Here is a 24,600-nt window from a genome sequence, read left to right as displayed (position 1 = left end):
CCCCAGCACGAGGCCGCGCCCCGCCGCGGGGCGGGCCACCCCGGGCGGCCGGCGGCGTCCCGGGGCCGGGGACCGTCCACTGCCACGGACCGGAGGCGCATGCCGGACACCACCCACGACCCGATCGAGCACCTGATCGCCCTGCTGGCCAGGACGCCGGGGATGGGCCGGCGCAGCGCGCGCCGCGCCGTGCTGCGGATGCTGATGCGCCCACAGGAGGCGATGCTGCCGCTGGCCGAGGCGCTCGTGGAGGCCGCCCGCGCCGTCCGCCCCTGCGAGACCTGCGGCAACCTCGACGCGCAGTCGCCCTGCGGCATCTGCCGCGACGCGCGGCGCGACCGGCACCTGGTCTGCGTGGTGGAGGGGGTGGCCGATCTCTGGGCGCTGGAACGCGCGCATGCGCATCGCGGGCTCTACCACGTCCTGGGCGGCACGCTCTCGCCGCTCGGCGGCGTCGGGCCGGAGGACCTGTCGATCCGCCCGCTGCTGGCGCGGATCGAGGCGGGGGGCGTGGAGGAGGTGATCCTGGCGCTGCCCGCCACCGTCGATGGCACGACGACCGCGCATTACCTGACCGACCGGCTGAAGCCGACGGGCGTCGCGGTCACGCGCCTGGCGCAGGGCGTGCCGATGGGCGGTGCGCTGGATGTGCTGGACGAGGGGACGCTGGCGGCGGCGCTGCGGGCGCGGCGGCCGATCTGACGGCAGGGCCGCCGCCCCCCTTCCCCTTGGGCGGGAAAGGGGGACGAGCGGGTCGGGTCAGACGCCGGACTTCATGCCCGCGGCTTCCAGCTGCATGTAGCGCCGGGTCGTGGAATCGAGGTTCTCCTCGATCCAGCGGGCCATCTGGATCTCCTCGTTCAGGCTCTCCTGCAGCAGGCGCGGGGCGCGGCTGTCGCCGGCGGCCTCGGCCATCACCATCAGCGAACGGTAGCTCGCGATCTCGAAATGCTCGAAGGCGTAGTTGGCGAAGGTGTTCTTGATCACCTCGTCCTGCATCAGCGCGTGGCTGGCCGCGGCCAGGTTGCCCATGATGGAGGTGCCGATGTCCTTGAGCGTCGAGGGAGAGGTGCCGAGCGACTGGAGGATCTGGTCGATCCTCTCCTGCTGGCGCTGGCTCTCCTGGGAGTGCATGCGCAGGCGTTCGCGCATCTCGGGATAGTTCTCAAGCCGCTCCACCTGGCGGTTGCAGAGCTGGATGGCCTGCGCTTCCAGCGCATGGGCGTTCTGCAGGCCGGTGATGTAGATGTCGCGGATGCTGGTGGCCATGGGACGCGGTCTCCTCGCTGGTTCGCGGGGCGAACGGCGGAGTCCCCGCCGGGTTCCGCGCCCCTCGCGCCCGGGGGGCGGTTCGTGGTATGCGGGGCCGGGCTGTTCCCGTAGCTCAGCCGGATAGAGCACCAGATTCCTAATCTGGGGGCCGTGGGTTCGAATCCCGCCGGGAACATTTCCAACGCTTTCAGTGCTGCGAACCCACAGTGTTTGTGTCGGTCCGCCTGTGGCGGAATGGTTCGAATCCCGCCGGGAACACTTCCGCCGTTTCCGCGCCGCCCATGCTTGCGGCCTGCCGCGTGTGCGGGCTTGCTGGTCTGCTCCCCCGGCAACGAGGCGAAGGCCATGAGCACCGATCCGCTGGACCGCATCTTCCTCGAGCCCCTCATGGCGCATGTCATGGGCGCCGATGCCCTGCAGCCGCTCAGCCACCGCAAGGCCGCGCAGGTGATGGCGGCGATGGAGGCGGGGCGGATCTATGCGAAGCACCTCTACAACCGCCCCTGCTTCCGCAGCTGGATCGACCACCTGGTGCATGTGGCACGCATCGCGGCGGGGCTCGGCGACGGGCTTTTCCTCGAATTCGGGGTGGCGTCCGGCACCACCATCAACGCCGTCGCGCCCGTGGTGCCCGCCATTACCGGCTTCGATTCCTTCCAGGGCCTGCCGGAGGACTGGCGCGACGGCGTGCCGAAGGGCGCCTTCGCCATGGGCGTCCCGCAGGTCGCCCCCAATGTCGCGCTCCGCATCGGCATGATCGAGGACACGCTGCCCCGCTTCCTGGCCGAGACGCCGGGCGAGGTGCGGTTCCTGCACATCGACACCGATCTCTACGGCCCGGCGAAGTTCATCCTGGACCAGTGCGCGCCGCGGATGCAGGACACGCTGATCGTCTTCGACGAGTTCTTCAACTATGTCGGCTGGCAGGACCACGAGTACAAGGCCTGGATGGAGTTCCAGGCCGAGAACCGCGACCGCTTCGACTTCGACTACGTCGCCTGCACCGAGGAGGTGGCGGTCTCGGTGCGTGTCACGCGGCGCGGATAGTCCGGCGCCGCGTCGCCGGATCTAGTTGCAACCACCCTGCGGCTGGTCGTCCCGCGTCCAGGCCAGGCCGGCCTCGGCCAGCGTCTCCTCCAGCATCGCCCGGTCCAGCCGGGCATGGCGCACCAGGAGGCGCAGATAGGCCGCCACGAAATCGGGGCCGTGGCCGGCGCCATGGCCGTCGATGTCGGTGGTCAGCGCATGCGCCAGCTCGTGCAGCAGCACCCAGCTCGGCAGTTCGGGCGGGGCCTCGATGGCGGTGCGGGTGGCGCGCGCGACGATGCGGCGCGCCTGGCGTGGCAGGGGGCGGATGCGCGGCGGCCAGCGCCGGCCCTCCGCCTCCCACACATGGTCCACCAGCGCCTGCAGCCGTGCGAAGGGCACCAGGCTGCGGTCGCGCGGGGCGACGACCCGATCCTCCCAGGCGTAGAGCCGCCGCGCCTGCGGGTCGCCGTGCCTCATCCCCGGCGGGGCAGCGCCCGGCCGGCCGTGCCCGCGCCGATCGGGCGGTCGAGCCCGACGCGCCCGCCCGCATCCCGCCCATGGCCATAGGCGCCCCGGTCGCGCACCACCGTGCTGCGCGTGACGGTGCGCAGCCGCACCCCCAGCGCGCGGAAGCCCTCCTCGATCCTGCGTTCCTTCAGCAGCACCAGGGCGGTGCCGGCCGTGCCCGTGGTTGCCGCGGCGCCCGCCGCCGCCGCCTGCTCGGTCGCCCGGCGGTGGCTGGCGAGTTCGTCGAGCCGCGCCGCGACGCGGTCCGCGAAGCCGATGCGGAAGCTGCGCAGCCTGGCCTGCGGCGCCAGCCTGCCCCGCGCGTAGTCGGCCGAGGCGCGGTAGCGCGCCTCCTCCCAGGCGAGGGCGCCGGCGATGACCTGCATGAGGTACTCGGCCATCTGCACGTCGGGCTCCAGCCCGAAGATCACGTAGTCGGCGCGGCCCACCGTCCAGCCGCGGCACCCGGTCAGCCGCAGCAGGGCGGGGAACAGCCAGCCCATCGCCTGGCGGCGCGGGTCGTCGAACACCACCACGCGCTGCACGCAGGCCTCCTCGCGCAGCTCCACCTCGGACATCGAGAGGCCGTAGACCTCCAGCAGCTCGCCCACCTTCTGGGCGGCCGCCATCGCCTCCGCCTCCGAACAGCCGCGCTCCACCGTGCGGGCCGCGAGCGCGCGGATGCGGGCCTTCACCTTCGCCAGTTCGGTCTGCTCGTCCATGGCGGGAGCGCATAGCACGGCCGAGGCCGGTCCGCGCGATTGACAGGCCGCGCGGCGCGGCGATCCTGTCGGGCACGGGATGGGAACGCAGGGCATGAAGCGCCGAAGCATGATGGCCGCCGCGCTGGCGGGGCTGGCGGCGGGACCGGCCGCGGCGCAGGGCGGGCGGTCGGTGCGGCTGGTGGTGCCGGCCGCGCCGGGGGGCGCGATCGACATCATCGGCCGGCTCTATGCGCCGCGGCTCGCGGCCCGCACCGGACAGAACTGGCTGGTGGAGAACCGCGCCGGCGGCAACAACACCATCGGCGCGGCCGAGGTCGCGCGCAGCGCGCCGGACGGCCAGACCTTCCTGGTGAATGCCGACATCCACCTGATGGGCAGCCGCGTCACCCGCGGGCTCGCCTATGACCCGATGGCGGATTTCGCGCCGATCGGCCGGGTGGCCACCGCGCCGCTGCTGATCGTCGGCCACCCCGAGGCGTCGCGCGCCCGCAGCCTGGCGGAACTGGCCGCGCAGATGCGGCGCGACCCGCGCCACTACACGCTGTCCACCTCCGGCGCGGGGTCGATGGCGCATCTGGCGGCGGAGGGGCTGAAGCGGCGCGTCGGCGCGGCGGAAGCGGTGGTGGCGCATTACCGGGGCACCGCGCCCGCCATCAACGACGTCGTGGCGGGCAACGTGGCGCTGATGGTCGCGCCCCTGCTCTCGGCCCAGCCGCTGGTGCAGGCGGGGCGGCTGCGTGCCTTCGCCGTCACCTCCCCCACCCGCAGCGCCGCCGCGCCGGAGGTGCCGACGGTGGACGAGGCCGGCCTGCCGGGCCTGCACTTCACGCTGTGGTACGCGGTCTGGGCGCCGCGCGGCCTGCCCGCCGTCACCGCCGCCGCGACCGCCCAGGCCCTGCGCGAGATCGGCGCCGAGCCCGAGATCGCGCGCCGCCTGGCGGAGATGGGGGCCGATCCCTTCACCACCGACACGCTGGAGAGCTTCGCCGCCTTCCTGGCGGAGGAGAACGTGAGGAACGGCCGCATCGCCGACGAGGCGGGCATCCAGCCCGAATAAGCCGCACCCGGTCGCCGCAAGGCCAGGCAGCGAGGGCATGACCCCGATGCGCGACCTGCCGATCCTCGTCGCGGGGGGCGGCATCGGCGGACTCGCCGCGGCACTCGGCCTGGCCAGGGCCGGCTTCCGCGTGTCGGTGCTGGAGAAGGCGGCGCAACTCGGCGAGGTGGGCGCGGGCATCCAGCTCGGCCCCAACGCCTTCCACTGCTTCGACCGGCTCGGCATCGGCGACACCGCGCGCGCCATGGCGATCCATGTGGACCGGCTGCGGCTGATGGATGCGCTGACGGCGGAGGAGATCTGCCACATCGACCTCGGCGAGGCGTTCCGCGCGCGCTTCCGCAACCCCTATGCGGTGATCCACCGCGGCGACCTGCACGGGGTCCTGCTGAAGGCCTGCCGCGACCACGCCCTCGTCACGCTGCGCACGGGCGCGGAGGTCGCGGGCTACGAGCAGGAGGGCACGGCGGTCAGCGCCATCCTGGCCGATGGCGGGCGCGTGCCCGGCCGCGCCCTGGTCGGCGCGGACGGGCTGTGGTCCGGCATCCGCCGCCAGCTGGTGGGCGACGGCCCGCCCCGCGTCTCGGGCCACACCACCTATCGCAGCGTGATCCCGACGGAGCATATGCCCGAGGACCTGCGCTGGAACGCCGCGACGCTGTGGGCCGGGCCGAAATGCCACCTCGTCCACTACCCGCTGCAGGGGTGGAAGACCTTCAACCTGGTCGTCACCTGCCACAACGACGCGGCGGAACCGGTGGCCGGCAAGCCGGTGGCGGAGGAGGAGGTCCTGGCCGGCTTCCGCCATGTCCATCCCGTCGCGCAGTCGATCATCCGGCACGGGCGGGACTGGAAGCTCTGGGTGCTGTGCGACCGGGACCCGGTGGAGCGATGGGTGGACGGCCGCGTCGCGCTGCTGGGCGATGCCGCGCATCCGATGCTGCAATACATGGCGCAGGGCGCCTGCATGGCGCTGGAGGACGCGGTCTGCCTCGCCCGGATGATGGCGGCGCATGGGGGCGAGGCGGAGCGCGCGCTGCCGGCCTACAACGCGCGGCGCGCGCTGCGGACCGCGCGGGTGCAGCTCCAGTCCCGCGCGGTGGGGGAACATGTGTACCACCCCGCCGGCGCCCATGCGGCGCTGCGCGATGCCATCATGCGCGCCAAGACCCAGGCGGACTGGCGCGACACCCTCGCCTGGCTCTATGGCGGGGACGATCCGGAATCACAGGGAACCACGACGGCATGAACGACGACCTCGTCGCCCACGCGACGCGCGAGCTGGTGCTCGCCAACCGCATCCTCGCGCGGGAGGACGTGATCGACGATTTCGGCCATGTCTCGCTGCGGCACCCGACGAACCCGGACCGCTACCTGCTGTCGCGCAGCCGCAGCCCGGTGGCGGTGACCAGCGACGACATCATGGAGTTCGAGCTGGACGGCACGCCGGTGGACCAGCGCGGCCGCCGCGTCTACTCGGAACGCGCGATCCACGGCACCATCTACATGGCGCGACCGGATGTGCGGGCGGTGATCCACCACCATGCGCGCGCCATCATCCCCTTCACGGTGACGAAGCTGGTGCTGAAACCCGTCTTCCACATGGGCAGCGTGATGGGCGCGACGGTGCCGGTGTGGGACAGCCAGGACGAGTTCGGCGACACCAACATGCTGGTGGACGACCTGCCGCGCGGCCATTCGCTGGCGCGCGCTCTCGGCCCGCACCGCAGCGTGCTGCTGGCCCGCCACGGCGCCTGCAACGTGGGCCACAACCTGCGCGCCGCCGTCTTCACCGCCGTCTACATGAAGGACAACGCGGCGATGGTCCTGGCGAGCCTGCCGCACGGGCCGGTCAGCTACCTGACCCCGGGCGAGACCGAGAAGACGGCGGCCATGCTGCTGTCCGACATGCCGCTGGCCCGCGCCTGGGACTACTGGCTGACGCGGGCGAACTTCGCCGGGCTGTAGGGGCCGGCCTCAGCCGCACCAGGCCTCGAAGGCCTCGAAGGTGGCGACGGCTCCGTCGACCATCTCCGCGCGCCGGGCGGGGTCGGCGCCGCAGGCCTCGATGGCCGCGCAGCAGTCGCGCCACATGGCGCCGTGCCGCGCGCCATGGCCCAGCAGGAAGCGCCGCCCCTCCTCCCCCGGCGGCAGCAGCCCGTCGAGCGCGCGCGCAAGCTGCTGGCCGCCGAGCGTAGAGCCTTCCGTGACGTAGAGGCAGCCCAGCGCCCGCGCCGCGCTGCCGAGCGGCGGGAGGACCGCGGCCCGCTCCTCCCCCGCAGGCTCGCCGAGCGCGGCGAGGTCGTGGCGGATCAGCGCCGCGCGCCGGCGGGGCCCGAGGTCGATCAGGGCGTCGAGGCCCGGCACCTCCGCCAGCCTCGCCTCGAAGGGCGCGTGGAAGCCCAGCAGCCGGCGCAGCAGCGCGGCGTAGCCCGCGCGGGTGATGCGGCCTTCCGCCAGGTCCCGGAAGCCCGCCATCCCGTGCAGGCGTTCATGCGCCGCGTCGGTCGCGCGCCGCAGCGCCCATCGCGCCGTGCCGTCCGGCATGGCTCAGCCTTCGGCGCCCGGACCCGGACCGCCGGGCGAGAGGTGGCGGGCAAGCAGTTCCAGCACCTCCGCCGTGCGCGCGACGGAGGCGCGGACGCTCTCCAGCATCTCCGGCATGTGCGCCACGTCCACGCCCTCCGCGATCTCGAGCGCGGCGAGCTGCGCGTTCTCCACCACCGAGGTCAGGATGGTCTGGAAGACGATGGCGGCGCCGCTGTCGAGGCCGCGGGCCCGCATCCGGTGGCTTTCGGCGATGCCGTCCTGGAAGCGGCGCCGCGCGGCGTCGGCCGCCTTCCGGTCGCCGAGGTCATTGAACAGGAAGACGAAGCCCAGCACGCGGTCCGGGGCGGAGAAGACCGGGTCCGCGCGCAGCAGCAGCGGGCGGCCCGCGCCCTCGTCGACGGCCAGCCGCACCTCGCCGCGCCAGGAATGGCGGCCCTCGATCACGTCGCGCAGCCGGCGGCGCATCTCGGCCGGGTTGGCGAAAAAGGCCATCACCTGGTCGATGCGCCGCGGCCGCGCGCCGCGCATGCCCGGCACCAGCCTTTCGAACGCGTCGTTGCACAGCGTGATCATGCCGTGCTCGTCGCAGATGACAACCGCCTGGGTGGACAGGCCGACCTGCCGGCGCACCTGCGCCAGCTGGTCCTCGGCGATCAGCATCCGCACGCTGCGGAACTGCATCACCACGTCGCTGACCGTGTCGCCGATCATCCGCGCGGTGGCGGTGTCCTTCAGGGTCCAGGCCTCGGACGTGCCCTCCACCACCTGCTGCCACTGCGCGAAGGACCGCCGGGGCGACAGGTCGCGCGGGTCCTCGCCCACCTGCACGGGCTTGGTCGGGTCGCCGCCCCAGGTGACGGTGCGGGGCTGTTCCGGGCGGAACCAGATCAGGTACTCGCCGGGCTGGGAGGAGACGGGCGTGGCCAGCACCCCCGCCGCCACCGGCGTCAGCGCGCCGAGGCCCGGCGCGTCCCGCCGGAGGGAATTGGTCTGCAGCACCGCCGCGCGCGGCCGGGTGTCGAGCCAGGCGCCGAGGTCGCGCAGATCGGCCGTGCCGGGCACCTCGCCCGCGGTCTGCATGCCGCCTTCGAACAGCAGCGCCGCCCCGCTCGCGCCCAGCGGCTGGAGCAGGGTGGAGGGCGTGTCGAACAGCGCCGCGCGCCAGTCCCCCTCGCGCGTGATGGCCTCGATCATGCGCTGTTCCAGCCGGCGGACGGCGATGTCGGCCTGCGCCTGGACGAAGGACTCGAGCGCGGAGATGCGGGTGGCCAGCGCCTCGGCCAGCAGGTCGCAGGCGGCGCGGGTGGCGAAGGGCGCGTGCCTCGGCGTGTCGTGGTGGCAGGCCAGCAGGCCCCAGAGCCGCCCGCCCACCATGATCGAGCAGACCAGCGACGCCGCCACCCCCATGTTCCGCATGTACTGGACATGCATGGGGGAGACGCTGCGCAGCATGCAGAGCGACATGTCGAGGTCGGCGCCGGTCAGCGGGTTCAGCCGCGGCTCCAGCGGGACGGGCACATAGCCGGCATCCGCCACCATCCGCACGCGGTTGCGCTCGTACAGCCGGCGGGCGATCTGCGGGATGTCGGAAGCGGGGTAGCGGTTGCCCAGGAAGGGTTCCTGGTCCGGGCGCCGGGCCTCGGCGAAGACCTCGCCATGGCCCTCGTCGCCGAAGCGGTAGACCATGACGCGGTCATGCCCGGTCAGGTCGCGCACCAGCCGCGTCGCCTCCTCGCAGAGCGGGCGCAGCGCGTAGGAGCCGAGAATGGCCTGCATCGCCGTCTCGATCCCGCGCGTGATGTCGGGCGCGGGACGCGCCGGCTCGATCTCCACCACCAGCCCGCCGCCGCGCGGGCGGTGCAGCAGCGCGTCGAAGGCGGCGGCGGGGTGGCCCGCCATCAGCCGCAACGCGACCGGCACGCCGTCCAGCGGCTCGATCAGCTTCGGCAGGATGCAGGCGGCCAGGTTCCCGCCGAGGTCGCGCAGCTTGAGGCCGAGCACGCCCCCCGGCAGGCCGAGCATGGCGCCGGCATTGGCGCTGGCCTGCACCACGGCCTGGTCGGGCTCGCGCACCACCAGCAACGCCCCGTGCGGTTGCACGGAGCCGGCGAGGTGGATCTGCTCGCGTTCGCAGTTGGAGAGGTCGGTGCTGCCGAAGGCCGGCAGCGATGCGGGGAAGATCGGCACGCCAGGGGTCACGCGCCGCCCCCCGAATCCTCCAGGTCACGGTGTTCCTGGAACCCGTAACGGTCGAGCTTGGCGTAGAGGCTCTGCCGGCTGAGGCCGAGCGCATCGGCGGCCGCGGTGCGGTTGCCGCCCGCGCCGCGCAGCGCCTGTTCGATGCAGGCGCGTTCCACCACGGCGGCGGTGTTGCGCACCAGGGTCGGCAGCGGCACGCGCCCCATCTCGCGGATCGCGGTGCCGAGCGCGGCGCGCAGCGCGCCCGCCTCGTCGTCCGGCAGGATGCGGCGGGAGATGTCGCGGATCAGCAGCCCGACCACCCGCGCCCTTCCGGCGCCGGCGGCGGTGGCGGAGATCTCGACCTCCGTCTCGGTGCCGAGATTGCCGGTCAGGGTGGTGGCGAAAAGCCGCGCCTCCCCATGCTCGCGCAGGGTGCCGAGCAGCACGGCCGCGTCCATCCCCGGCTGGGCCAGCCAGCGGCCGAGCCTCTCGCCCAGGATGGACGCCTCGGTCCCCGCCTGCGCGAGGTCGAGGAAGGCGCGGTTGGCGCGGCGGATGGCGCCGTCCTCGTCCACCACCGCGAAGGCGTCGGGCAGCGCCTCGATCAGCTCCTCCGTCCGCAGCGGGGCGGCGGGGGGCGCGGCGTCCAGCGGCTCCGGCGTGGCGGCGGTGAGCTGGATGAGGAAGACCGGCCCGGGTTCGCGCGCCATCAGCGAGGCGCGGAGCAGCCAGGGCGCGGCATCGGTGCCGAGATGCAGCAGCGCGCCCGGCGACCGCCCGTGTTCCCGCGCGCGGGACAGCATCTCGCGGAAGGCGGCGCGGTCGCGCGGCGCGACCTCCTGCGAGAAGTCCCAGCCGGGCGCGAGGCCGAGGCCGCGGATGGCGGCGGGGTTGGCCTCGACGATGCGCAACGTCGAGGCGGCCAGCACCAGCACCGCTTCCGACGAGGCGTCGAACAGCAGGCGCGAGCGGGTCTCGATCTCCCGCAGCTTCCAGTAGTCCTGCTCCCGCGCCTGCTGCGCCGCGAGCAGGCGGGACTGCAATTCCGCCACCGCCTGGAGGTTCTTGCCGACCGCGATCAGCCCGGCCTGCCCGCCGAGGCGGACGGTGGTGTATTCGATCGGCAGTTCGAGCCCCGAGGGGAAGCGCTGCGTCACCTGGAGGAAGGCGGAGACGCCGCGGTCGCGCGCATCCTCCATCATCCGGCGCACCTGGCCGCTGGCGATGTCGCCGACCGTCTCGGTCCAGGGGCGCCCGACCCAGGCCTCCGCCGCCTCGGCGGGGATGCTGTCGGAGAAGGAGGCGTCGCGGATCACGCCCTCCCAGTCGAGCATGAGGGTGACGTCGGGCTGGGTGATCGCAACGCGGGTCATGGCTGGACGTCCGATGGGGAGCAGACCGGCTCTCGGGGCCGGGCGGCCCCGCATCCCCGGCCTGCAACGTCTTGGCCGACGATACACCTGAATTGCGTCCGGCGAAGCCCCACGTCAATGCGTCCTGACAAGAATTTCGCGGCAATGCTCAAGGTGTTGCTGGAATCTCACCATTGAGTATCGAGTGCCAGCGGGTGTCCAGATCGCTTGACACTCGTGGCCAGGCCGCCTTGAGTGCGGGGATGCGCGCAGGAGACCTCCCCGTCGTGGTCATCGGCGCCGGCATGGGCGGCCTGGCCGCCGCCCTGCTGCTCGCCGCGCAGGGGCGCGGGGTGGTGGTGCTGGAACGCGCGCCGCGGCCCGGCGGCAAGATCCGCCGCGTGGAGGCGGGGGGCGCGGAGGTGGAGGCCGGCCCCGCGCTGCTGACGCTGCGCGACGTGTTCGAGGCAATCTTCGATGCGGCCGGCGCCAGCCTCGACGCGCATGTGGCGCTGCGGCCCGAGGCGATGCTGGGCCGCCACGTCTTCGCCGACGGCACGCGGCTCGACCTTCCGGCGGACCAGGGGGCGGCGGCGGAGGCGATCGGCGGCTTCGCCGGCGCGGCGGCGGCGCGCGGCTTCCTCGATTTCTGCGCGCGGGCGGCGCGCATCCATGCCGCGCTCGATGCCCCCTTCCTGCGGTCGCAGCGCCCCGGCGCCGCGCGCTTCGCCGCCGCCGCGGGGCTGCGCGGGATGCTCGGCGCCGCCCCCTTCGGCACGCTGTGGGACGCGCTGGGCGGGCATTTCGCCGACACCCGGCTGCGCCAGGTCTTCGCGCGGGCGGCCGCCTATGTCGGCACCTCGCCCTTGCAGGCGCCGGCCACGCTGATGCTCGTCTCCCATGTCGAGCGCATGGGCACCTGGCGGGTCGAGGGCGGCATGGGCCGGCTGGTGGCGGCGCTGGAGGCGCTGGCGCGGGCGAAGGGCGCGGCCTTCCGCTACGGCGCGGAGGTGCGCGAGGTGGTGGCGCGGTCCGGCCGTGCCGCGGGAGTGCGGCTGGCGGATGGCGAGGTGGTGGCGGCGCGCGCGGTGATCGCCAATGCCGATGTCGCCTCCCTCGGCGCCGGCAGGCTCGGCGCCGCGGCGGCGCGGGCGGTGGGGGAGGTGCCGGTCGCGCGGCGCTCCTTCTCGGCGGTCACCTGGGCGATGCGCGCCGCGGTGGCGGGCGGGCCGCCGGCGGCGCAGACGGTGTTCCACCCGGCGGACCCGGCCGCGGAATACGCCGATCTCGGCTATCGCGGCCGGCTGCCCGCGGCGCCGGGCGTGACGCTCTGGGCGCAGGACCGCAGGGAGGGCGATGCGCCGCCACCGGGCGCGGCGGAACGCCTGCTCGCGATGGTGTCGGCGCCGGCGCGGGCGGACCTGCGGCCCCTGCCCCCCACCGCGCTCGCGGCCTGCGAGGCCGCGGCCTTCGGCCTGATGCGCCGCGGCGGGGTGGAGATCCTGCGTGACCCGGCGGCCGAGGTGGTGACCACCCCCGACGACTTCGAGCACCTGTTCCCCGGCACCGGCGGCGCGCTCTACGGCCCCGCGGTGCAGGGCTGGCAGGCGGCCTTCAGCCGGCCCGCCGCCTGGACGAAGCTGCCGGGCCTCTACCTCGCGGGGGGCGGCACGCATCCCGGGGCGGGGGTGGCGATGGCGGCGCTGTCGGGGCGGCTGGCGGCGCAGCGCGTGATCGGGGATGGCGGATGACGGACTGGGCCTTCGACAAGGCGGTGGCGAAGCGCGGCTATGCCTGGTGGTATGTCGACGCGCTGTCGGATGACGGGCGGCACGGCATCACCGTGATCGCCTTCATCGGCACCGTCTTCTCCCCCTGGTACGCGCTGGCGCGGATGGCGGAAGGCGGCACGGGCGGCGACCCGCAGGACCATTGCTGCCTGAACGTCGCACTGTACGGGGCGCCGAGGCGCTGGGCGATGACCGACCGCCGCCGCGGGGCACTGCGCCGTGGGCCGGACTTCCTCCAGATCGGGCCGAGCGGCCTGGAATGGGACGGCAACGCGCTGACCATCCGGATCGAGGAGGTGACGGCGCCCTTCCCCTCGCGCCTGCGCGGGGTGGTGCGGGTGGTGCCGCGCGCCGTCTCGACCCGCCGCTTCGTGCTGGATTCCGACGGCCGCCACCACTGGCAGCCCATCGCCGCGCGGTCGCGGGTGGAGGTGGCGCTGGAAAGCCCGGCGCTGCGTTGGTCCGGCCCGGCCTATTTCGACACCAACGAGGGCACGGCGCCGCTGGAGCAGGATTTCCGGGAATGGGACTGGTGCCGCGCCCCGATGGAGCGGGAGACGGCCATCCTCTACAACGCGCAGCGGCGGGACGGCACGGCGCAGTCCCTGGCGCTGCGCGTCACCGATGACGGGCGGGTCGAGGACGTGGAGCCGCCGCCCGAGCGGCGCATGAAGCGCACGCTGTGGCGCATCGCGCGGCCCACGCGGTCGGAAGGCGCGGCGGAGGTGGTGCGCACCCTGGTGGATGCGCCCTTCTACTCGCGGTCCGAGATCCGCACCCGCCTGCTGGGCCAGGACGCGACGGCGGTGCATGAGAGCCTGTCGCTCGACCGCTTCCGCTCTCCCGCCATGTTCGCGATGCTGCCCTTCCGCGTGCCGCGGCCGCTGCGATAGGCTCCTGCCCTCACGCCCCCTTCGGGCGGAAGGCCACGCAGACGGCGGGGTCGGTCTCCAGCCGCGGACCGCCGATCAGGTCGATGCAGTAGGGGATGGCGGGGAAGACCGCATCCAGGCAGTCGTCGATCGCGCTCGGCTTGCCGGGAAGGTTGAGGATGAGGCTGCGGCCGCGCGTGCCCGCGACCTGGCGCGACAGGATGGCGGTGGGCACGACGCGCAGCGAGGCGGCGCGCATCTGCTCCCCGAAGCCGGGCAGCATCCTCTCGCACACCGCCTCCGTCGCCTCCGGCGTCACGTCGCGCGGCGCGGGGCCGGTGCCGCCGGTGGTGACGACCAGCGCGCAGCCCTCGGCGTCCGCAAGCTCCCGCAGCGCCGCCTCGATCTCCGGCCGCTCGTCCGGCACCAGGCGCCGCACCGCGCGCCAGGGGGAGGCGAGGATGCGGGCGAGCGCGGCCTCGATGGCCGGCCCGCCGCGGTCCTCGTAGATGCCGCGGCTCGCGCGGTCGGAGACGGTGACGACCCCGATCGGAACCGCGTCCACCGCTCAGGCCTCGAAGCGGGGGAACAGGATGTTGTTCTCGATGTGCATGTGCTCCACCAGGTCGTCGGCCAGCTTGCGCGTGCCGGCATAGAGCGCGCGCCAGCTGTTGCAGGCGCCCGCCGGCGGCACGCCGCCCGTCGTCAGGCGGTCGAGCGCGCGGAGGTGTTCCGCGTGGCCGTCATGCTCGTGGCGCATCATGCCGATCGGGTGGGTGATCATCGGGTGGCCGCCGCGCCGCATCAGCGGGAACAGCACCCCCTCCTCCTTCGCCATGTGGTCGCCGAGCTCGGCCTCCATGGCGGAGAGCAGCTCGGCCAGGCCGTGCGGCGCCTCCTCGCGGTCGCCATGCACCGCCTCCACGCGGCGGGCCAGGCGGATCAGCTCCGGCAACTCGCGCCGGTGGGTCGCGTGGTAGCGCCCCTCGATCAGGTCGATCAGCGCCTCCGTCTCCTGCGGGGCCTCGGCCGCGGCGGGGGCGAGGGCGGCGAGGTCGGCCTCGATCTCCGCCAGCGGCGCGCCGCGACGGGCCGAGGCCTCGGCCAGCGAGGCGCCTCCGCCGCAGCAGAAATCCAGCTTGTGGCGGCGGAAGATGGCGGTGGCGCCGGGCAGGCTCACGGCGATCTCGCCGAGGCTGCGGGCGGCGAAGCCGGGGTCGAGGGCGGCTTGCGCGGTCATGCGGATGGTCCTTGCGCGGGGCGGGGCGGAAGCTGCAGCGGGATGAGCCCCATCTCCAGGCTGCGGGCGATGCGGCGCGCGCGTTCGAGCATGTGCGCGGCGCCCGCCTCGGTGAAGCAGGCGCGGGCCGTGCGCTCGAACAGCGCGAGCCAGCGGGCGAAATGGGCGGGGGTGAGCGCGAGCGCGCGATGCGCCTGCATCGGCTGCCCGTGATAGCCGCCGGTCATCAGCGCGACCGAGGACCAGAAGCTTTTCAGGTTCGCGATGTGCCCTTCCCAGTCGGCGACGCCGGCGAAGGCGGGACCGAGCACCTCATCCTCCCGCGCGGCACCGTAGAAGGCGCGCAGGAAGGCCTCGATCGAGACCTCGTCGAGGCCGGTGCGCGCGGTGACCTCGGCGGTCAGGGCGGCGCGGCGTTCGGCGGTTTCGGGGAAGGCGATGGACGGGTTCAAACTGGTATCTCCAATGCCAGTTACTTTGGCCAGGGATCGTGGTATCGTCAATACCAGTTTGAGGGAAACCCGCCGCTTGCGCCTCCTCGCCTCCACCGATTTCGCGCTGCGCGTCCTGCTGCGCCTGGCGGCCGACCCGGCGCGCCACCGCAGCACGGAGGTGCTGGCCGGGGAGACCGGCGTGCCGCGCAATCACCTCCACAAGATCGTGCAGGAGCTGGCGGAGGCCGGGCTGGTGCGGACCATCCGCGGCGCGCGCGGCGGGGTGATGCTGGCCGTGCCGCCGGACGCGATCAGGCTGGGTGCGGTGGTGCGCCGGCTGGAACGCGCGCAGGTGCTGGTGGAGTGCTTCCGCCCCGATGGCGGCGCCTGCTGCCTGCTGCCCGAATGCCGCCTGCGCGGCGCCCTGGGCGGGGCGCGGGAGGCGTTCCTGCGCGACCTGGACCGGACGACGCTGGCGGATTGCGTGGGCGGGGCCGCCTCACCCGTGCCCGTCCTGTAGATCTTCCCCCTCGAACCAGCCGACATCGAGGGTCGCGACCTCCCCGAAGGGCACGCGCCGGCGCGCCGCTTCGCGCAGGATCGGCCAGGCGGTCCAGGGCATCGACAGCAGCGGCCAGGGGTCGCGCGCGTTCCAGCACGCATCGGGCGTGGTCAGCAGGTGGCGGAGATTGGCCCCGAAGCCGCCGCCGCGCCGGAACAGGGACAGCTGCGTCTCCGTCAGGCAGGACCAGAACTGCTGCAGCCGCGCCTGCGGGCGGAAGCGGATCGGCGGGGCGTCGGCGGGCGAGAGGATGGCGCGCACCAGGTCGCGCGGGTCCAGGAAGTGCAGGCCGCTGGTGGTGCGCGGGTTGCATTCGATGCCGAAGGGCCGGCCCGACGCATCGACGCGCAGGTCGAAGGAGATGAAGCCGGACCAGCCGAGGCCCGCCACCGCGCGGTCGATCCAGGACTCGACCGCCGGATGCGCCACGCGTTCGAAGGCGATGGCGACGGTGCCGCCGAACTGCACGCCGCGATAGACCGCGGTGCCGAGCACGCGGCCCCCATGCGCCAGCGTGCAGGAGCTGAACTCCTCCCCCGCCACGAAGCGCTGCACCACGGCCGGCGCCCGAGGGTCCGGCTCCGGCAGGGCCGCGCCCTCGGCCAGCACGCGCACCCCGCGGCCCGAGCAGGAATGGACGGGCTTCACCACCACCCGCCCCCGCGCCGCCAGCCCCCGCGCGGCCGCGCTGCCGAGCGGCGCGGTGTCCGGCACCGGGACGCCGATGCGGCGCATGGCGTCGACGAAGCGGGCCTTGTCGTGCATCTCCAGCACGCGGTCGGGCGGCATGGCCAGCACCCGCGTGGCGGCGCCGAGCAGGGCGGGCAGGTGCGCGACATGCAGCGCCTCCTCCGAGACGGGGATGACGAGCTCCGCCCCCTCCTCCCGCACGACCGCGGCCAGCGCTTCGAGATAGGCGCGCCTGCCCGCGGCGGGGGGCGGCACGCCGACCGAACGCGCGACGCTGCGCGACGCGCCGCAGAGATGCCGCGCATGCGGCTCCGCCACCACCACCCGCCAGCCCTCCGCCGCGAAGCCACGCGCGAGGTCGAGCGCCTTGGGCAGCCGGCCGAGGGTGAGCAGGACGGTGCGGGGCATGGCGCCGGTCAGGCGCGCCGCACGCGGCACATCACCTGTTCCGCCGGGCGCGTGGTCAGCCGCGCGGCGGGGCGGATGCGTGCCGGCGCGTCGAGCGCGAAGTCGAAGCGGCGGAACAGGCGCGCGATCAGCAGCACCGCCTCCACCGTCGCGAAGGCGGCGCCGGCGCAGATGCGCGGGCCGGTGCCGAAGGGGATGTAGGCGCCGGGCACCATCGCCGCCTCGCGCTCCGGGGCGAAGCGGTCGGGGTCGAAGGCGTGCGGGTCGCGCCAGTAGCGCCGGTGGCGGTGCATCACCCAGGGCGCCACCATGACCAGCGCGCCCCGGCGGATGCGCCTGCCGCCGAGCACCGTCTCCTCCATCGCCACGCGCGGCAGGAAGGTGATGGGGGGGTAGAGGCGCAGCGTCTCGCGGAAGATGTTGCGGGCGAAGGGCATGCGCTTCGTGTGCTCGAAGGTGACCGGACCGCCGCCGGTGACCGCCTCCACCTCCGCGCGCAGCCGCGCGACCAGGGCGGGCTGGCCGGCCAGCAGCAGGAACACCCAGGTCAGCGCGCTCGCGCTCGTCTCGTGCCCCGCGAGGAACAGCACGCCGAGCTGGTCGACCAGCTCCTCCCGCGTGAAGGCGGGACGGCCGGCCTCGTCCCGCGCCGCCACCACCTGCGCCGCGATGTCGTCGAAGCGCGCGCCGGCGGCGAGGTGCGTGTCCAGCAATTCGCCGAGGTGCCCGCGGATCAGCCGGCAGGCCTCCAGCACATGCGCGCGCTGGGGGATGCGCGTCCAGGCCCGGTCGAGGATGAGGCGGCGGATCTCCACCTGCGCCACGCTGCGTTCGAAGGCGGTGAAGGCGTCGAACACGTCATGCGCGGTCCGCGTCGCGAGCGTGGTGGAGAAGACGGTGCGGCAGATGATGTCCGCCGTCAGGTGGCTCATCAGCAGGTCGAGCGAGAAGGCCTCGCCGCTTTCCGCCCGGCGGTGCAGCTCCTCCTCCGCCGCGTCGCAGCCGGCTTCCATGGCGGGGAAGGCGCGGTTGACGCGCATCAGCGTCAGCGCCGGGTCGATGGCCCGGCGCTGCGCCCGCCAGCGTTCGCCCGAGGAGACGAAGATGCTGTCGCCGATCAGCGGCTCCAACGCGTTCACCATCAGGTCGGACTTGGGCAGGATGCCGTCGGGGTCCGACAGGACGTGGCGCACCAGCACGGGGTCGTTGACGATCACGGTGGACCGCCGCGACCAGCCGAGCGTGCCGATCGGGACATCGTAGGCCCGGGCCGGGAGCAGGCCGAGCAGGTTGCCCTCCCCCTGCAGCAGCTGCCTGACCAGGGCGATGACGGCCGGGCGCGGCGCCGGATGCGGCGGGGTGAAGGGCATCCAGGGCGGGTCCGCCCTGCCCGGGGCTTCGATCATGTCCATCGCGGCAACCACCCGGCCATCTGGCCGCCTCATCCACCCCATTCGGCTTCTTTACACTTCGAAGTGTCAAGTGGCATTGTCACCCGGACGGAAGCGAGGCGGGCGATGCTGCTGCTGTTCGACACGCTGATCGCGCTCCACATCGTCACCGGCCTGACCGGCGCGGTCGCCTTCTGGGTGCCGGTGATCGGCCGGAAGGGCGGCGCGGGCCACCGGAAATGGGGCCGCGTCTTCTGCGTGGCGCTGATGGCCACCGGCTGCTTCGCCCTGGCGATGAGCCTGCTGACGCTGGTCGACCCGCTGGCGACGCATCCGCACCTGGCCGGGCGGTTCGAGCCGTCCTTCATCCGCGGCATCTTCGGGTGGATGATGCTGCACACCGCCATCCTGACGCTGAACCTGACCTGGTATGGCTGGCTCTGCGTCCGCAACCGCGGCGACCAGGGGCGCAACCGCACGCCGCTCAACCTGGCGCTGCAGCCGCTGGTCATCGCGGCGGCCATCGCCTGCGCCGTCGATGGCTGGCTGATCGGCCAGAAGCTGATGATCGGCATCGCGGTGGTCGGCGTCGCGACGGGGCTGACCAACCTGTGGTTCCTGGCGCGGCCGCGCCCCGCGCGCGAGGACTGGTTGAAGGAGCATGTGAAGGCGCTCGTCGGCGCCGGCATCTCGGTCTACACGGCCTTCATGGCCTTCGGCTCGGTGCGGATCCTGCCCGAGCTGGCGCTGCACCCGGCGATGTGGTCGGCGCCGCTTGCCGTCGGGCTGGCCCTCATCATCTGGCACCGCCTGGCGATCGACCGCGCGGCGCGGCGCCTGCGGCGCGGGCGGGTGGAGGCGGCGGCCTGAGCACGCCCCATGTGGTGGTGGTCGGCGCCGGCATCGGCGGGCTCGCCGCCGCGGCGGACCTCGCCCGCCGCGGCGCGCGCGTCACGGTGCTGGAACGCGCGGCGGCGGCCGGGGGCAAGATGCGGCAGCTGGCGCCGCCGGGCTCGGCCGGCATCGATGCGGGCCCCACCGTCTTCACCATGCGCTGGATCTTCGAAGGGCTGTTCGCCGATGCCGGCCGCAGCCTCGGGGATGCGCTGGAACTGGTGCCGGCCTCGGTGCTGGCGCGCCATGCCTGGCGGGCGGGCGGCAGGCTGGACCTACACGCCGATGTCGCGCGGTCCGCCGAGGCGATCGGCGATTTCGCCGGCGCGGCGGATGCGCGGGGCTACCGGGAGTTCGTGGCGCGCGCCGCGGACATCCACCGCACGCTGCTGGCCCCCTTCATCGCGGCCGAACGGCCTTCCCCTGCGGAGCTTGTCCGCCGCGTCGGGTTCGCGCGGCTCGACGCGCTGTGGCGGACGGCGCCGTGGCGGACCATGTGGGGCGCGCTCGGCGATCACTTCCGCGACCCGCGGCTGCACCAGCTCTTCGGCCGCTATGCCACCTATTGCGGCTGTTCGCCCTTCCTGGCGCCGGCGACGCTGATGCTGGTCGCGCATGTCGAGCAGGAGGGCGTGTGGCTGGTGCGCGGCGGCATGGTGCGGGTGGCGCGCGCGATCCAGGCGCTGGCCGAGGCGCAGGGCGCCGCCTTCCGCTTCGGCGCGCATGTCGCGCGGATCGAGGCGCAGGGCGGGCGCGCGACCGGCGTGACGCTGGCCGATGGCGAGCGCATCGCGGCGGATGCCGTGCTGTTCAACGGCGATGCCGGCGCACTGGCGCAGGGCCTGCTGGGCGGCGCCGCGCGCGGCGCCGCGGCCGCGGTGCCGCGCGCGGCGCGGTCGCTCTCCGCCGTCACCTGGTGCGTGCGGGGCGAAGCCGCGGGCTTCCCGCTGCACCACCACAACGTCTTCTTCGCCGAGGACTACGCCGGGGAGTTCGAGGCGGTGTTCCGCCGCCGCACCATCGCCGCCGCGCCGACCGTCTATCTCTGCGCCCAGGACCGCGGCGTGGGGGAGGTTGCGCCCGGCACGCCGGAACGCATGCTGCTGCTGGTCAACGCGCCGCCGGATGGCGACCTGCGGGACATGGCGCCCGACCTGCCCGACCTGGCCGGGCGCGCCCTGGCCCTGCTGCGCGACTGCGGGCTCGGGCTGCGGCTGGACGGCGCGGTCGTCACCACCCCGGCGGGCTTCGACGCGCTGCTGCCCGGCACGGGCGGCGCGCTCTATGGCCGCGCGAGCCATGGCGCGACCGGCACCTTCGCACGGCCCGGCGCGGCGTCGCGGCTGGCGGGGCTGTACTGCGCGGGCGGGTCGGTGCATCCGGGGCCGGGCATCCCGATGGCCGCGATGTCCGGGCGGCTCGCCGCCGCGCGGATCCTGGAGGACCTGTCCGGCCGCGCCCGCCGCGTGGTGGCGCTGCCGGTGCCTACCGCCTGAACTCGGCCCCCGCCGGCACCAGCCGGTCCAGGATGCGGGCCGAGGAGACGACGCCCGGCACCCCGGCCCCGGGATGCGTGCCCGCGCCGACGAGGTAGAGGCCCTCCACCTCCTCGCTGCGGTTGTGTGGGCGGAACCAGGCGGACTGGAACAGCTGCGGCTCCAGCGAGAAGGCGGCGCCGTTCACCGACAGCAGCCGGTCGCGGAAATCCTGCGGCGTCAGCAGCCGCGAGGTGGCGATGCAGCCGCCGAGCCCGGGCAGCACCGTCGCCTCCAGCCGGGTCTGGATGGCGGCGCGGTAGGGTTCGGCCATCGCCGCCCAGTCGGTCCCGCTGCCGAGATGCGGCACGGGGGCGAGCACGTAGAAGGCATCGCAGCCAGGCGGCGCGAGGGAGGGATCGGTCGCGGTCGGCCGGTGCAGGTAGAGCGAGAAGTCCTTCGCCAGCCGCTTGCGGCCGAAGATGTCGCGCAGCAGTTCCTCGTACCGCGGGCCGAGGACCATGGTGTGGTGGTGCACGTCGTCGAAGCGGCGCGTGGTGCCGAAATACCAGACGAAGAGCGACATGGAGTAGCGCGCGCGGGCCACCCGGCGGTCGGTCCAGCGGCGGCGCGGATGCCGCGCGAGCAGCTTCGAATAGGTCCAGCCGACATCGGCGTTGGACACCACGATATCGGCTTCCACCGCCTCGCCCGAGGCAAGCCGCACGCCGCTGGCGCGGCCGCCCGAGGTGGTGATCTCCGTCACCTCGGCGTTGCAGCGGACCACGCCGCCCTGGCCCGCGATCAGCCCCGCCATGCCGCGCACCAGCGCACCCATGCCGCCCATCGCGTAATGCACGCCGTGCAGCCGTTCCAGATGCGCGATCAGGCAGTAATAGGCTGTCGTGGTCAGCGGGTTGCCGCCGATCAACAGCGGGTGGAAGCTGAAGGCGATGCGCAGCTTCGGGTCCTTGAAGTAGTCCCCCACCTTCGCATGCACGGTGCGCCAGCCGCCCAGCCGCAGCATCGCCGGCGCCGCCGCCAGCAGCGTGGACAGCCGGTGGAAGGGGCGGTCCGCCAGTTCGCCGAAGGCGACGTCGTAGATGCGTTCGCTGTCGCGCAGGAAACGGTCGAAGCCCGCCACGTCGCCAGGTGCGATGCGCGCCACCTCGCGCCGGGTCTCGGCGGGGTCGGCGGCGCAGGACATCACTGTGCCGTCGTCGAAGCGGATCCGGTAGAAGGGGTCCACCGCGCGCAGGTCCACATCCTCCGCCATGCGCCGCCCGCACAGCGTCCACAGCTCCTCCAGCAGGTATGGCGCGGTGATGATGGTGGGGCCGGCATCGAAGGTGTAGCCGTCCTGCCGGTGGACATAGGCGCGCCCGCCGGGTGCATCCAGCTTCTCCAGCACCGTCACGCGCCAGCCGCGCGCGCCCAGCCGGATGGCCGCGGCCAGCCCGCCGAAGCCCGACCCGATCACCACCGCATGCGGCCGGCGATCCGCCGCGCCCTGCAGCCGATGCATCTGCGTCCCGTCCATCATGCTGCGGCCGATGCCCCTGCCCGAGGAGGCGGAGATGCGCCGCGCCGCCCGGTCACGCCAGGCCGAGCGTGGCCGCCGCCAGCGCCAGGTAGCGCCCCGTCTTGGCGACGGCGACGAGGAGGAGGAAGGTCCAGAACGGCTCCCGCAGCACGCCCGCGACGACCGTCAGCGGGTCGCCCACCAGCGGCGCCCAGCTCAGCAGCAGCGACCAGCGGCCGAAGCGGCGGTACCAGCCCTCCGCCCGCAGCAGGGCATCCGGCTTCACCGGGAACCAGCGCCGGCCGCGAAGCCTCTCCACCGCGCGGCCGAGCGCCCAGTTGAGGCAGGAGCCGAGCGTGTTGCCGATGCTTGCCACCAGCACCAGCAGCCAGGGCGGATGGTCGCCGAGCAGCAGCAGCGCCACCAGCACCGGCTCCGACTGCATCGGCAGGATCGACGCGGCGCCGAATGCCGCCAGGAACAGCCCGCCCAGGATCGCGACCTCGCCCATGCCACCCCACAAGGCGTGAAGCGGCCGGGCCGCCCCCTGCGGGGGCGCCCGGCCGCGAAGCCCGCGGAGGATAGGGCAGGGTCAGCGTGGCGTCGCCTCCGCCGCGCGGAGCGGACCCGTCGTCACCAGGTTGAGCTCCGGATAGTCCCGCGCCATGGGTGCGCCGAGGAAGGGCCGGTTCACGCCCTGGTGGCAGGTCGCGCAGTTCACCTTCAGCGCGTCGCCCATGACGCCGAGCCGCGGGTGGTTCGGCCCCTCCGCCGGTCCGCGCGGATTGGCGGCCCATTGCGGCGTCAGCGGCTCGATGTAGTCGCGGTTGATGGTCCGCGCCATGCGGATGCCGTGCCAGGCGGTCAGGCGCTGCGGCGGGCTCTGCTCCCACACCGAGAAGGCGCGGCTGTTGTGGCAGAAGGTGCAGTTCACGCCGAGCGCCTGCGACATGGACGTCATCAGCGCATAGGTCCACTCCGTCCGCATCACGTCGGTCGGGTTGGTGCCGGGCAGCGAGGTGCGGCTGATGTTGCGGATGTTGTGGTCGCCCAGCAGGAAGGGCGTGTAGGGGTCGGCGGGCAGCGAGCTCTGGTTCACGTTCGGCGCGGGGTGGTTCTGCCCGCGCGGCGCCTGCAGGCCGGCGCGGCTGGTGGGGGCCGTCGACCACACCTGCTGCGGCACCGCATTGCCGCGGTGGCAGGTGTAGCAGGTGACCCCCGCCTGGCCGACATGCGCCGACCAGTCGACGTTGATGGTGCGGTTCATCTGCAGCATCCGCCGCGCGACCACCTTCGTGTAGACCTCGTCCGAGGCGAGGTTCTCGGGGTTGTGGCAGTAGTTGCAGCCCTGGCTGGGCGAGATCCACTCCGTCATCGCCTGCATGATGCGGCCGAACTGCGCGGCGCTGAGCTCGCCGAGAACCTGCACGTTCTCGAAGATCTCGGACGCCTTCGGGCCGTCCGTGTCGGCGGGGTCGGGCGCGTCCGGCACCCGGTTGGCGGCGATCCGGGCCGGCGCCAGGCGCGGGTTCTGCAGCTGCTCCATCCCCGTGCCGCGGAAGCCGTTCTGCGTGGTGACCACCGGCGGCCGCTCGAAGGTGAGCAGGCAGATGACGGCGACGAGCAGTCCCGTGAGGACGAGCAGCGCCTTGCTGGTGAGGCTCATCGCGGGGCTCCTTGCAGGGCGGCGGCCGGGTCGGCGATCGGTGCCCAGAGCTGCGGGTAGGCGGGCGCGAAGTGGCGGTCCACCGCCCAGAGGTACCAGTTGTCCACCACGGTCCCGGTCAGCAGGATGCCGATGCCGCCGGTGACGGGGCAGAGCACCGCGAACCACCAGGCCCAGCGGTGGATGCTCTCGAATGTGGCGTTGAAGCCCATCGTCCAGCGCCAGAACAGCGCACCGCGTTCGGCGGCCGTGCCGCGGTCGAGCGTCAGCTCGATCTCGCGTTCGCCGCCGTAGCGGCCGAGCGCGAGGATGGTCGCCCCGTGCATGGCGAACAGCAGCACCGAGCCGTAGAGGAACACGATCGAGAGCGCGTGGAACGGGTTGTAGAACAGGTTGCCGTAGCGGATGGAGAAGGCGGCCGTCCAGTCGAGATGGGGGAAGATGCCGAAGGGCACCGCCTCGCTCCAGCGGCCCATCAGGATCGGGCGGATGAAGCCGAGCACGAGATAGAGCCAGATCGCGCCCGCGAAGGCCCAGGCCACATGCGTCCCCATGCCGAGCTGCCGCGCGCGGCGATAGGTGCGCGCCCACCACAGCAGGATCGACACGGTCAGGAAGAAGCCGGCCACCAGCCACCAGCCGCCCTCGCGCATCGGCGGGATTCGAAGCCCGTACTGCGCCGGCGGCGGCTCGAGCGCGAGCCAGAAGAGCTGGCGGACGAACTGGAGGATGTTCCAGTTGACCGAGGCCCACATGTTCAGCCCGATGATGACGAAGGCGACCGTGCCGAAGAAGATCGACAGGATGCCGAGCGCGCCGAGATAGATCGGCCCGATCTGCGCGTCGCCGAACTTGCCGGCCAGGCGCGAGAAGCGCGCCCCCCCCTCGCGCGGGATGTCGTCGGGCGGGAGGGATACGCCGGGATAGGCCGGCGCGCTCGCCTGGATGCGGGTGAAGATGTTCTGGTAGGTGGCGGTCATCGC

25 protein-coding genes and 1 tRNA gene are annotated in these 24,600 nt (G+C 73.7%); 11 read left to right on the top strand and 15 right to left on the bottom strand.

Annotation, left to right across the window (positions count from 1 at the left end):
- Window positions 1-99: 99 nt before the first annotated feature.
- Window positions 100-702 (top strand): recombination mediator RecR, encoded by a 603-nt coding sequence (gene recR, locus ACK8OX_RS19840; RefSeq protein ID WP_430665974.1) that lies wholly within the window; start codon window positions 100-102, stop codon window positions 700-702.
- 57 nt (window positions 703-759) lie between these two features.
- Here the strand turns inward: recR and ACK8OX_RS19835 are convergent, their stop codons facing one another.
- A complete protein-coding gene (locus ACK8OX_RS19835) occupies window positions 760-1,269 on the bottom strand; it encodes a ferritin-like domain-containing protein (protein WP_430665973.1) in 510 nt (169 codons plus the stop codon).
- Window positions 1,270-1,373: 104 nt separating this feature from the next.
- On the opposite strand from ACK8OX_RS19835, the gene ACK8OX_RS19830 reads away from it, so the two are divergent.
- Window positions 1,374-1,447, top strand: a tRNA-Arg gene (locus tag ACK8OX_RS19830).
- 170 nt (window positions 1,448-1,617) lie between these two features.
- Window positions 1,618-2,319: a hypothetical protein gene (locus ACK8OX_RS19825; protein ID WP_430665972.1), complete on the top strand. Its 702-nt coding sequence runs from the start codon at window positions 1,618-1,620 to the stop codon at window positions 2,317-2,319.
- Window positions 2,320-2,340: 21 nt separating this feature from the next.
- On the opposite strand, the gene ACK8OX_RS19820 is transcribed toward ACK8OX_RS19825, so the two are convergent.
- Together ACK8OX_RS19820 and ACK8OX_RS19815 are read right to left on the bottom strand one after the other, a co-directional pair.
- A complete protein-coding gene (locus tag ACK8OX_RS19820) occupies window positions 2,341-2,778 on the bottom strand; it encodes a hypothetical protein (protein WP_430665971.1) in 438 nt (145 codons plus the stop codon).
- Complete coding sequence (locus ACK8OX_RS19815; RefSeq protein ID WP_430665970.1) at window positions 2,775-3,530, bottom strand: DUF2786 domain-containing protein; 756 nt, start codon at window positions 3,528-3,530, stop codon at window positions 2,775-2,777. Before ACK8OX_RS19815 ends, ACK8OX_RS19820 begins: the two co-directional genes overlap by 4 nt.
- A gap of 94 nt (window positions 3,531-3,624) precedes the next feature.
- Here ACK8OX_RS19815 and ACK8OX_RS19810 point away from each other — a divergent pair, with 94 nt between their 5' ends.
- From ACK8OX_RS19810 to ACK8OX_RS19800, 3 genes are read left to right on the top strand one after another with little or no spacing between them, the layout of a single operon-like run.
- Window positions 3,625-4,590: a Bug family tripartite tricarboxylate transporter substrate binding protein gene (locus ACK8OX_RS19810; protein WP_430665969.1), complete on the top strand. Its 966-nt coding sequence runs from the start codon at window positions 3,625-3,627 to the stop codon at window positions 4,588-4,590.
- Between the two features lie 37 nt (window positions 4,591-4,627).
- On the top strand, window positions 4,628-5,839 hold the full coding sequence (locus tag ACK8OX_RS19805) for a 3-hydroxybenzoate 6-monooxygenase (RefSeq protein ID WP_430665968.1): 1,212 nt from the start codon (window positions 4,628-4,630) through the stop codon (window positions 5,837-5,839).
- Complete coding sequence (locus tag ACK8OX_RS19800; RefSeq protein ID WP_430665967.1) at window positions 5,836-6,558, top strand: class II aldolase/adducin family protein; 723 nt, start codon at window positions 5,836-5,838, stop codon at window positions 6,556-6,558. The genes ACK8OX_RS19805 and ACK8OX_RS19800 overlap by 4 nt, the downstream gene beginning before the upstream one ends.
- 9 nt (window positions 6,559-6,567) lie before the next feature.
- Here the strand turns inward: ACK8OX_RS19800 and ACK8OX_RS19795 are convergent, their stop codons facing one another.
- The 3 genes from ACK8OX_RS19795 to ppsR are packed head-to-tail and all read right to left on the bottom strand — an operon-like array spanning window position 6,568 to window position 10,694.
- On the bottom strand, window positions 6,568-7,137 hold the full coding sequence (locus ACK8OX_RS19795) for a biliverdin-producing heme oxygenase (RefSeq protein WP_430665966.1): 570 nt from the start codon (window positions 7,135-7,137) through the stop codon (window positions 6,568-6,570).
- Between the two features lie 3 nt (window positions 7,138-7,140).
- Window positions 7,141-9,339 carry a GAF domain-containing protein gene (locus tag ACK8OX_RS19790; protein WP_430665965.1) on the bottom strand — a complete coding sequence of 733 codons (2,199 nt, stop codon included), beginning with the start codon at window positions 9,337-9,339 and terminating at the stop codon, window positions 7,141-7,143.
- Window positions 9,336-10,694, bottom strand: a complete 1,359-nt coding sequence (gene ppsR, locus ACK8OX_RS19785; protein ID WP_430665964.1) for a transcriptional regulator PpsR — start codon at window positions 10,692-10,694, stop codon at window positions 9,336-9,338. The genes ACK8OX_RS19790 and ppsR overlap by 4 nt, the downstream gene beginning before the upstream one ends.
- Before the next feature lie 266 nt (window positions 10,695-10,960).
- Here ppsR and ACK8OX_RS19780 point away from each other — a divergent pair, with 266 nt between their 5' ends.
- Both ACK8OX_RS19780 and ACK8OX_RS19775 read left to right on the top strand, forming a co-directional pair.
- Window positions 10,961-12,424 (top strand): phytoene desaturase family protein, encoded by a 1,464-nt coding sequence (locus tag ACK8OX_RS19780; protein ID WP_430665963.1) that lies wholly within the window; start codon window positions 10,961-10,963, stop codon window positions 12,422-12,424.
- Window positions 12,421-13,356 (top strand): carotenoid 1,2-hydratase, encoded by a 936-nt coding sequence (locus ACK8OX_RS19775; protein WP_430665962.1) that lies wholly within the window; start codon window positions 12,421-12,423, stop codon window positions 13,354-13,356. The genes ACK8OX_RS19780 and ACK8OX_RS19775 overlap by 4 nt, the downstream gene beginning before the upstream one ends.
- A 10-nt stretch (window positions 13,357-13,366) precedes the next feature.
- Here ACK8OX_RS19775 and mog read toward each other — a convergent pair whose 3' ends face one another.
- Genes mog through ACK8OX_RS19760 form a run of 3 tightly spaced genes read right to left on the bottom strand, consistent with a single transcriptional unit; the run spans window position 13,367 to window position 15,027 of the window.
- Window positions 13,367-13,900: a molybdopterin adenylyltransferase gene (mog, locus tag ACK8OX_RS19770; RefSeq protein WP_430665961.1), complete on the bottom strand. Its 534-nt coding sequence runs from the start codon at window positions 13,898-13,900 to the stop codon at window positions 13,367-13,369.
- A 3-nt stretch (window positions 13,901-13,903) separates the two neighbouring features.
- Window positions 13,904-14,575 (bottom strand): iron-sulfur cluster repair di-iron protein, encoded by a 672-nt coding sequence (ric, locus tag ACK8OX_RS19765; RefSeq protein ID WP_430665960.1) that lies wholly within the window; start codon window positions 14,573-14,575, stop codon window positions 13,904-13,906.
- The gene (locus ACK8OX_RS19760; protein ID WP_430665959.1) at window positions 14,572-15,027 is read right to left on the bottom strand and encodes a group III truncated hemoglobin; all 456 of its coding nucleotides are present in this window, start codon (window positions 15,025-15,027) and stop codon (window positions 14,572-14,574) included. Before ACK8OX_RS19760 ends, ric begins: the two co-directional genes overlap by 4 nt.
- 76 nt (window positions 15,028-15,103) lie before the next feature.
- Between ACK8OX_RS19760 and ACK8OX_RS19755 the strand changes: the two genes are divergently transcribed.
- A complete protein-coding gene (locus ACK8OX_RS19755) occupies window positions 15,104-15,529 on the top strand; it encodes an RrF2 family transcriptional regulator (RefSeq protein ID WP_430665958.1) in 426 nt (141 codons plus the stop codon).
- Here ACK8OX_RS19755 and ACK8OX_RS19750 read toward each other — a convergent pair.
- Entirely contained in the window at window positions 15,509-16,669 is a 1,161-nt protein-coding gene (locus ACK8OX_RS19750) for an ATP-grasp domain-containing protein (RefSeq protein ID WP_430665957.1), read from the bottom strand. The genes ACK8OX_RS19755 and ACK8OX_RS19750 overlap by 21 nt on opposite strands.
- A gap of 8 nt (window positions 16,670-16,677) precedes the next feature.
- Window positions 16,678-18,081: a cytochrome P450 gene (locus tag ACK8OX_RS19745; RefSeq protein ID WP_430665956.1), complete on the bottom strand. Its 1,404-nt coding sequence runs from the start codon at window positions 18,079-18,081 to the stop codon at window positions 16,678-16,680.
- 105 nt (window positions 18,082-18,186) lie between these two features.
- Between ACK8OX_RS19745 and ACK8OX_RS19740 the strand changes: the two genes are divergently transcribed.
- Complete coding sequence (locus tag ACK8OX_RS19740; RefSeq protein ID WP_430665955.1) at window positions 18,187-18,930, top strand: hypothetical protein; 744 nt, start codon at window positions 18,187-18,189, stop codon at window positions 18,928-18,930.
- A gap of 14 nt (window positions 18,931-18,944) precedes the next feature.
- A complete protein-coding gene (gene crtD / locus ACK8OX_RS19735) occupies window positions 18,945-20,450 on the top strand; it encodes a 1-hydroxycarotenoid 3,4-desaturase CrtD (protein ID WP_430665954.1) in 1,506 nt (501 codons plus the stop codon).
- Here crtD and ACK8OX_RS19730 read toward each other — a convergent pair.
- From ACK8OX_RS19730 to pufM, 4 genes are all read right to left on the bottom strand, one after another.
- Entirely contained in the window at window positions 20,440-21,954 is a 1,515-nt protein-coding gene (locus tag ACK8OX_RS19730) for a phytoene desaturase (RefSeq protein ID WP_430665953.1), read from the bottom strand. The two genes, crtD and ACK8OX_RS19730, sit on opposite strands and share 11 nt — an antisense overlap.
- Before the next feature lie 70 nt (window positions 21,955-22,024).
- The gene (locus ACK8OX_RS19725) at window positions 22,025-22,462 is read right to left on the bottom strand and encodes a YqaA family protein (protein WP_430665952.1); all 438 of its coding nucleotides are present in this window, start codon (window positions 22,460-22,462) and stop codon (window positions 22,025-22,027) included.
- An 81-nt stretch (window positions 22,463-22,543) separates the two neighbouring features.
- Complete coding sequence (pufC, locus tag ACK8OX_RS19720; protein ID WP_430665951.1) at window positions 22,544-23,617, bottom strand: photosynthetic reaction center cytochrome PufC; 1,074 nt, start codon at window positions 23,615-23,617, stop codon at window positions 22,544-22,546.
- Complete coding sequence (gene pufM, locus ACK8OX_RS19715) at window positions 23,614-24,597, bottom strand: photosynthetic reaction center subunit M (protein WP_430665950.1); 984 nt, start codon at window positions 24,595-24,597, stop codon at window positions 23,614-23,616. The genes pufC and pufM overlap by 4 nt, the downstream gene beginning before the upstream one ends.
- Between the last annotated feature and the right edge of the window lie 3 nt (window positions 24,598-24,600).

The sequence above is a fragment of the Falsiroseomonas sp. CW058 genome, from assembly GCF_050563535.1.
GTDB lineage: Bacteria > Pseudomonadota > Alphaproteobacteria > Acetobacterales > Acetobacteraceae > Falsiroseomonas.
This window is presented reverse-complemented; position numbering and strand designations above follow the sequence as displayed.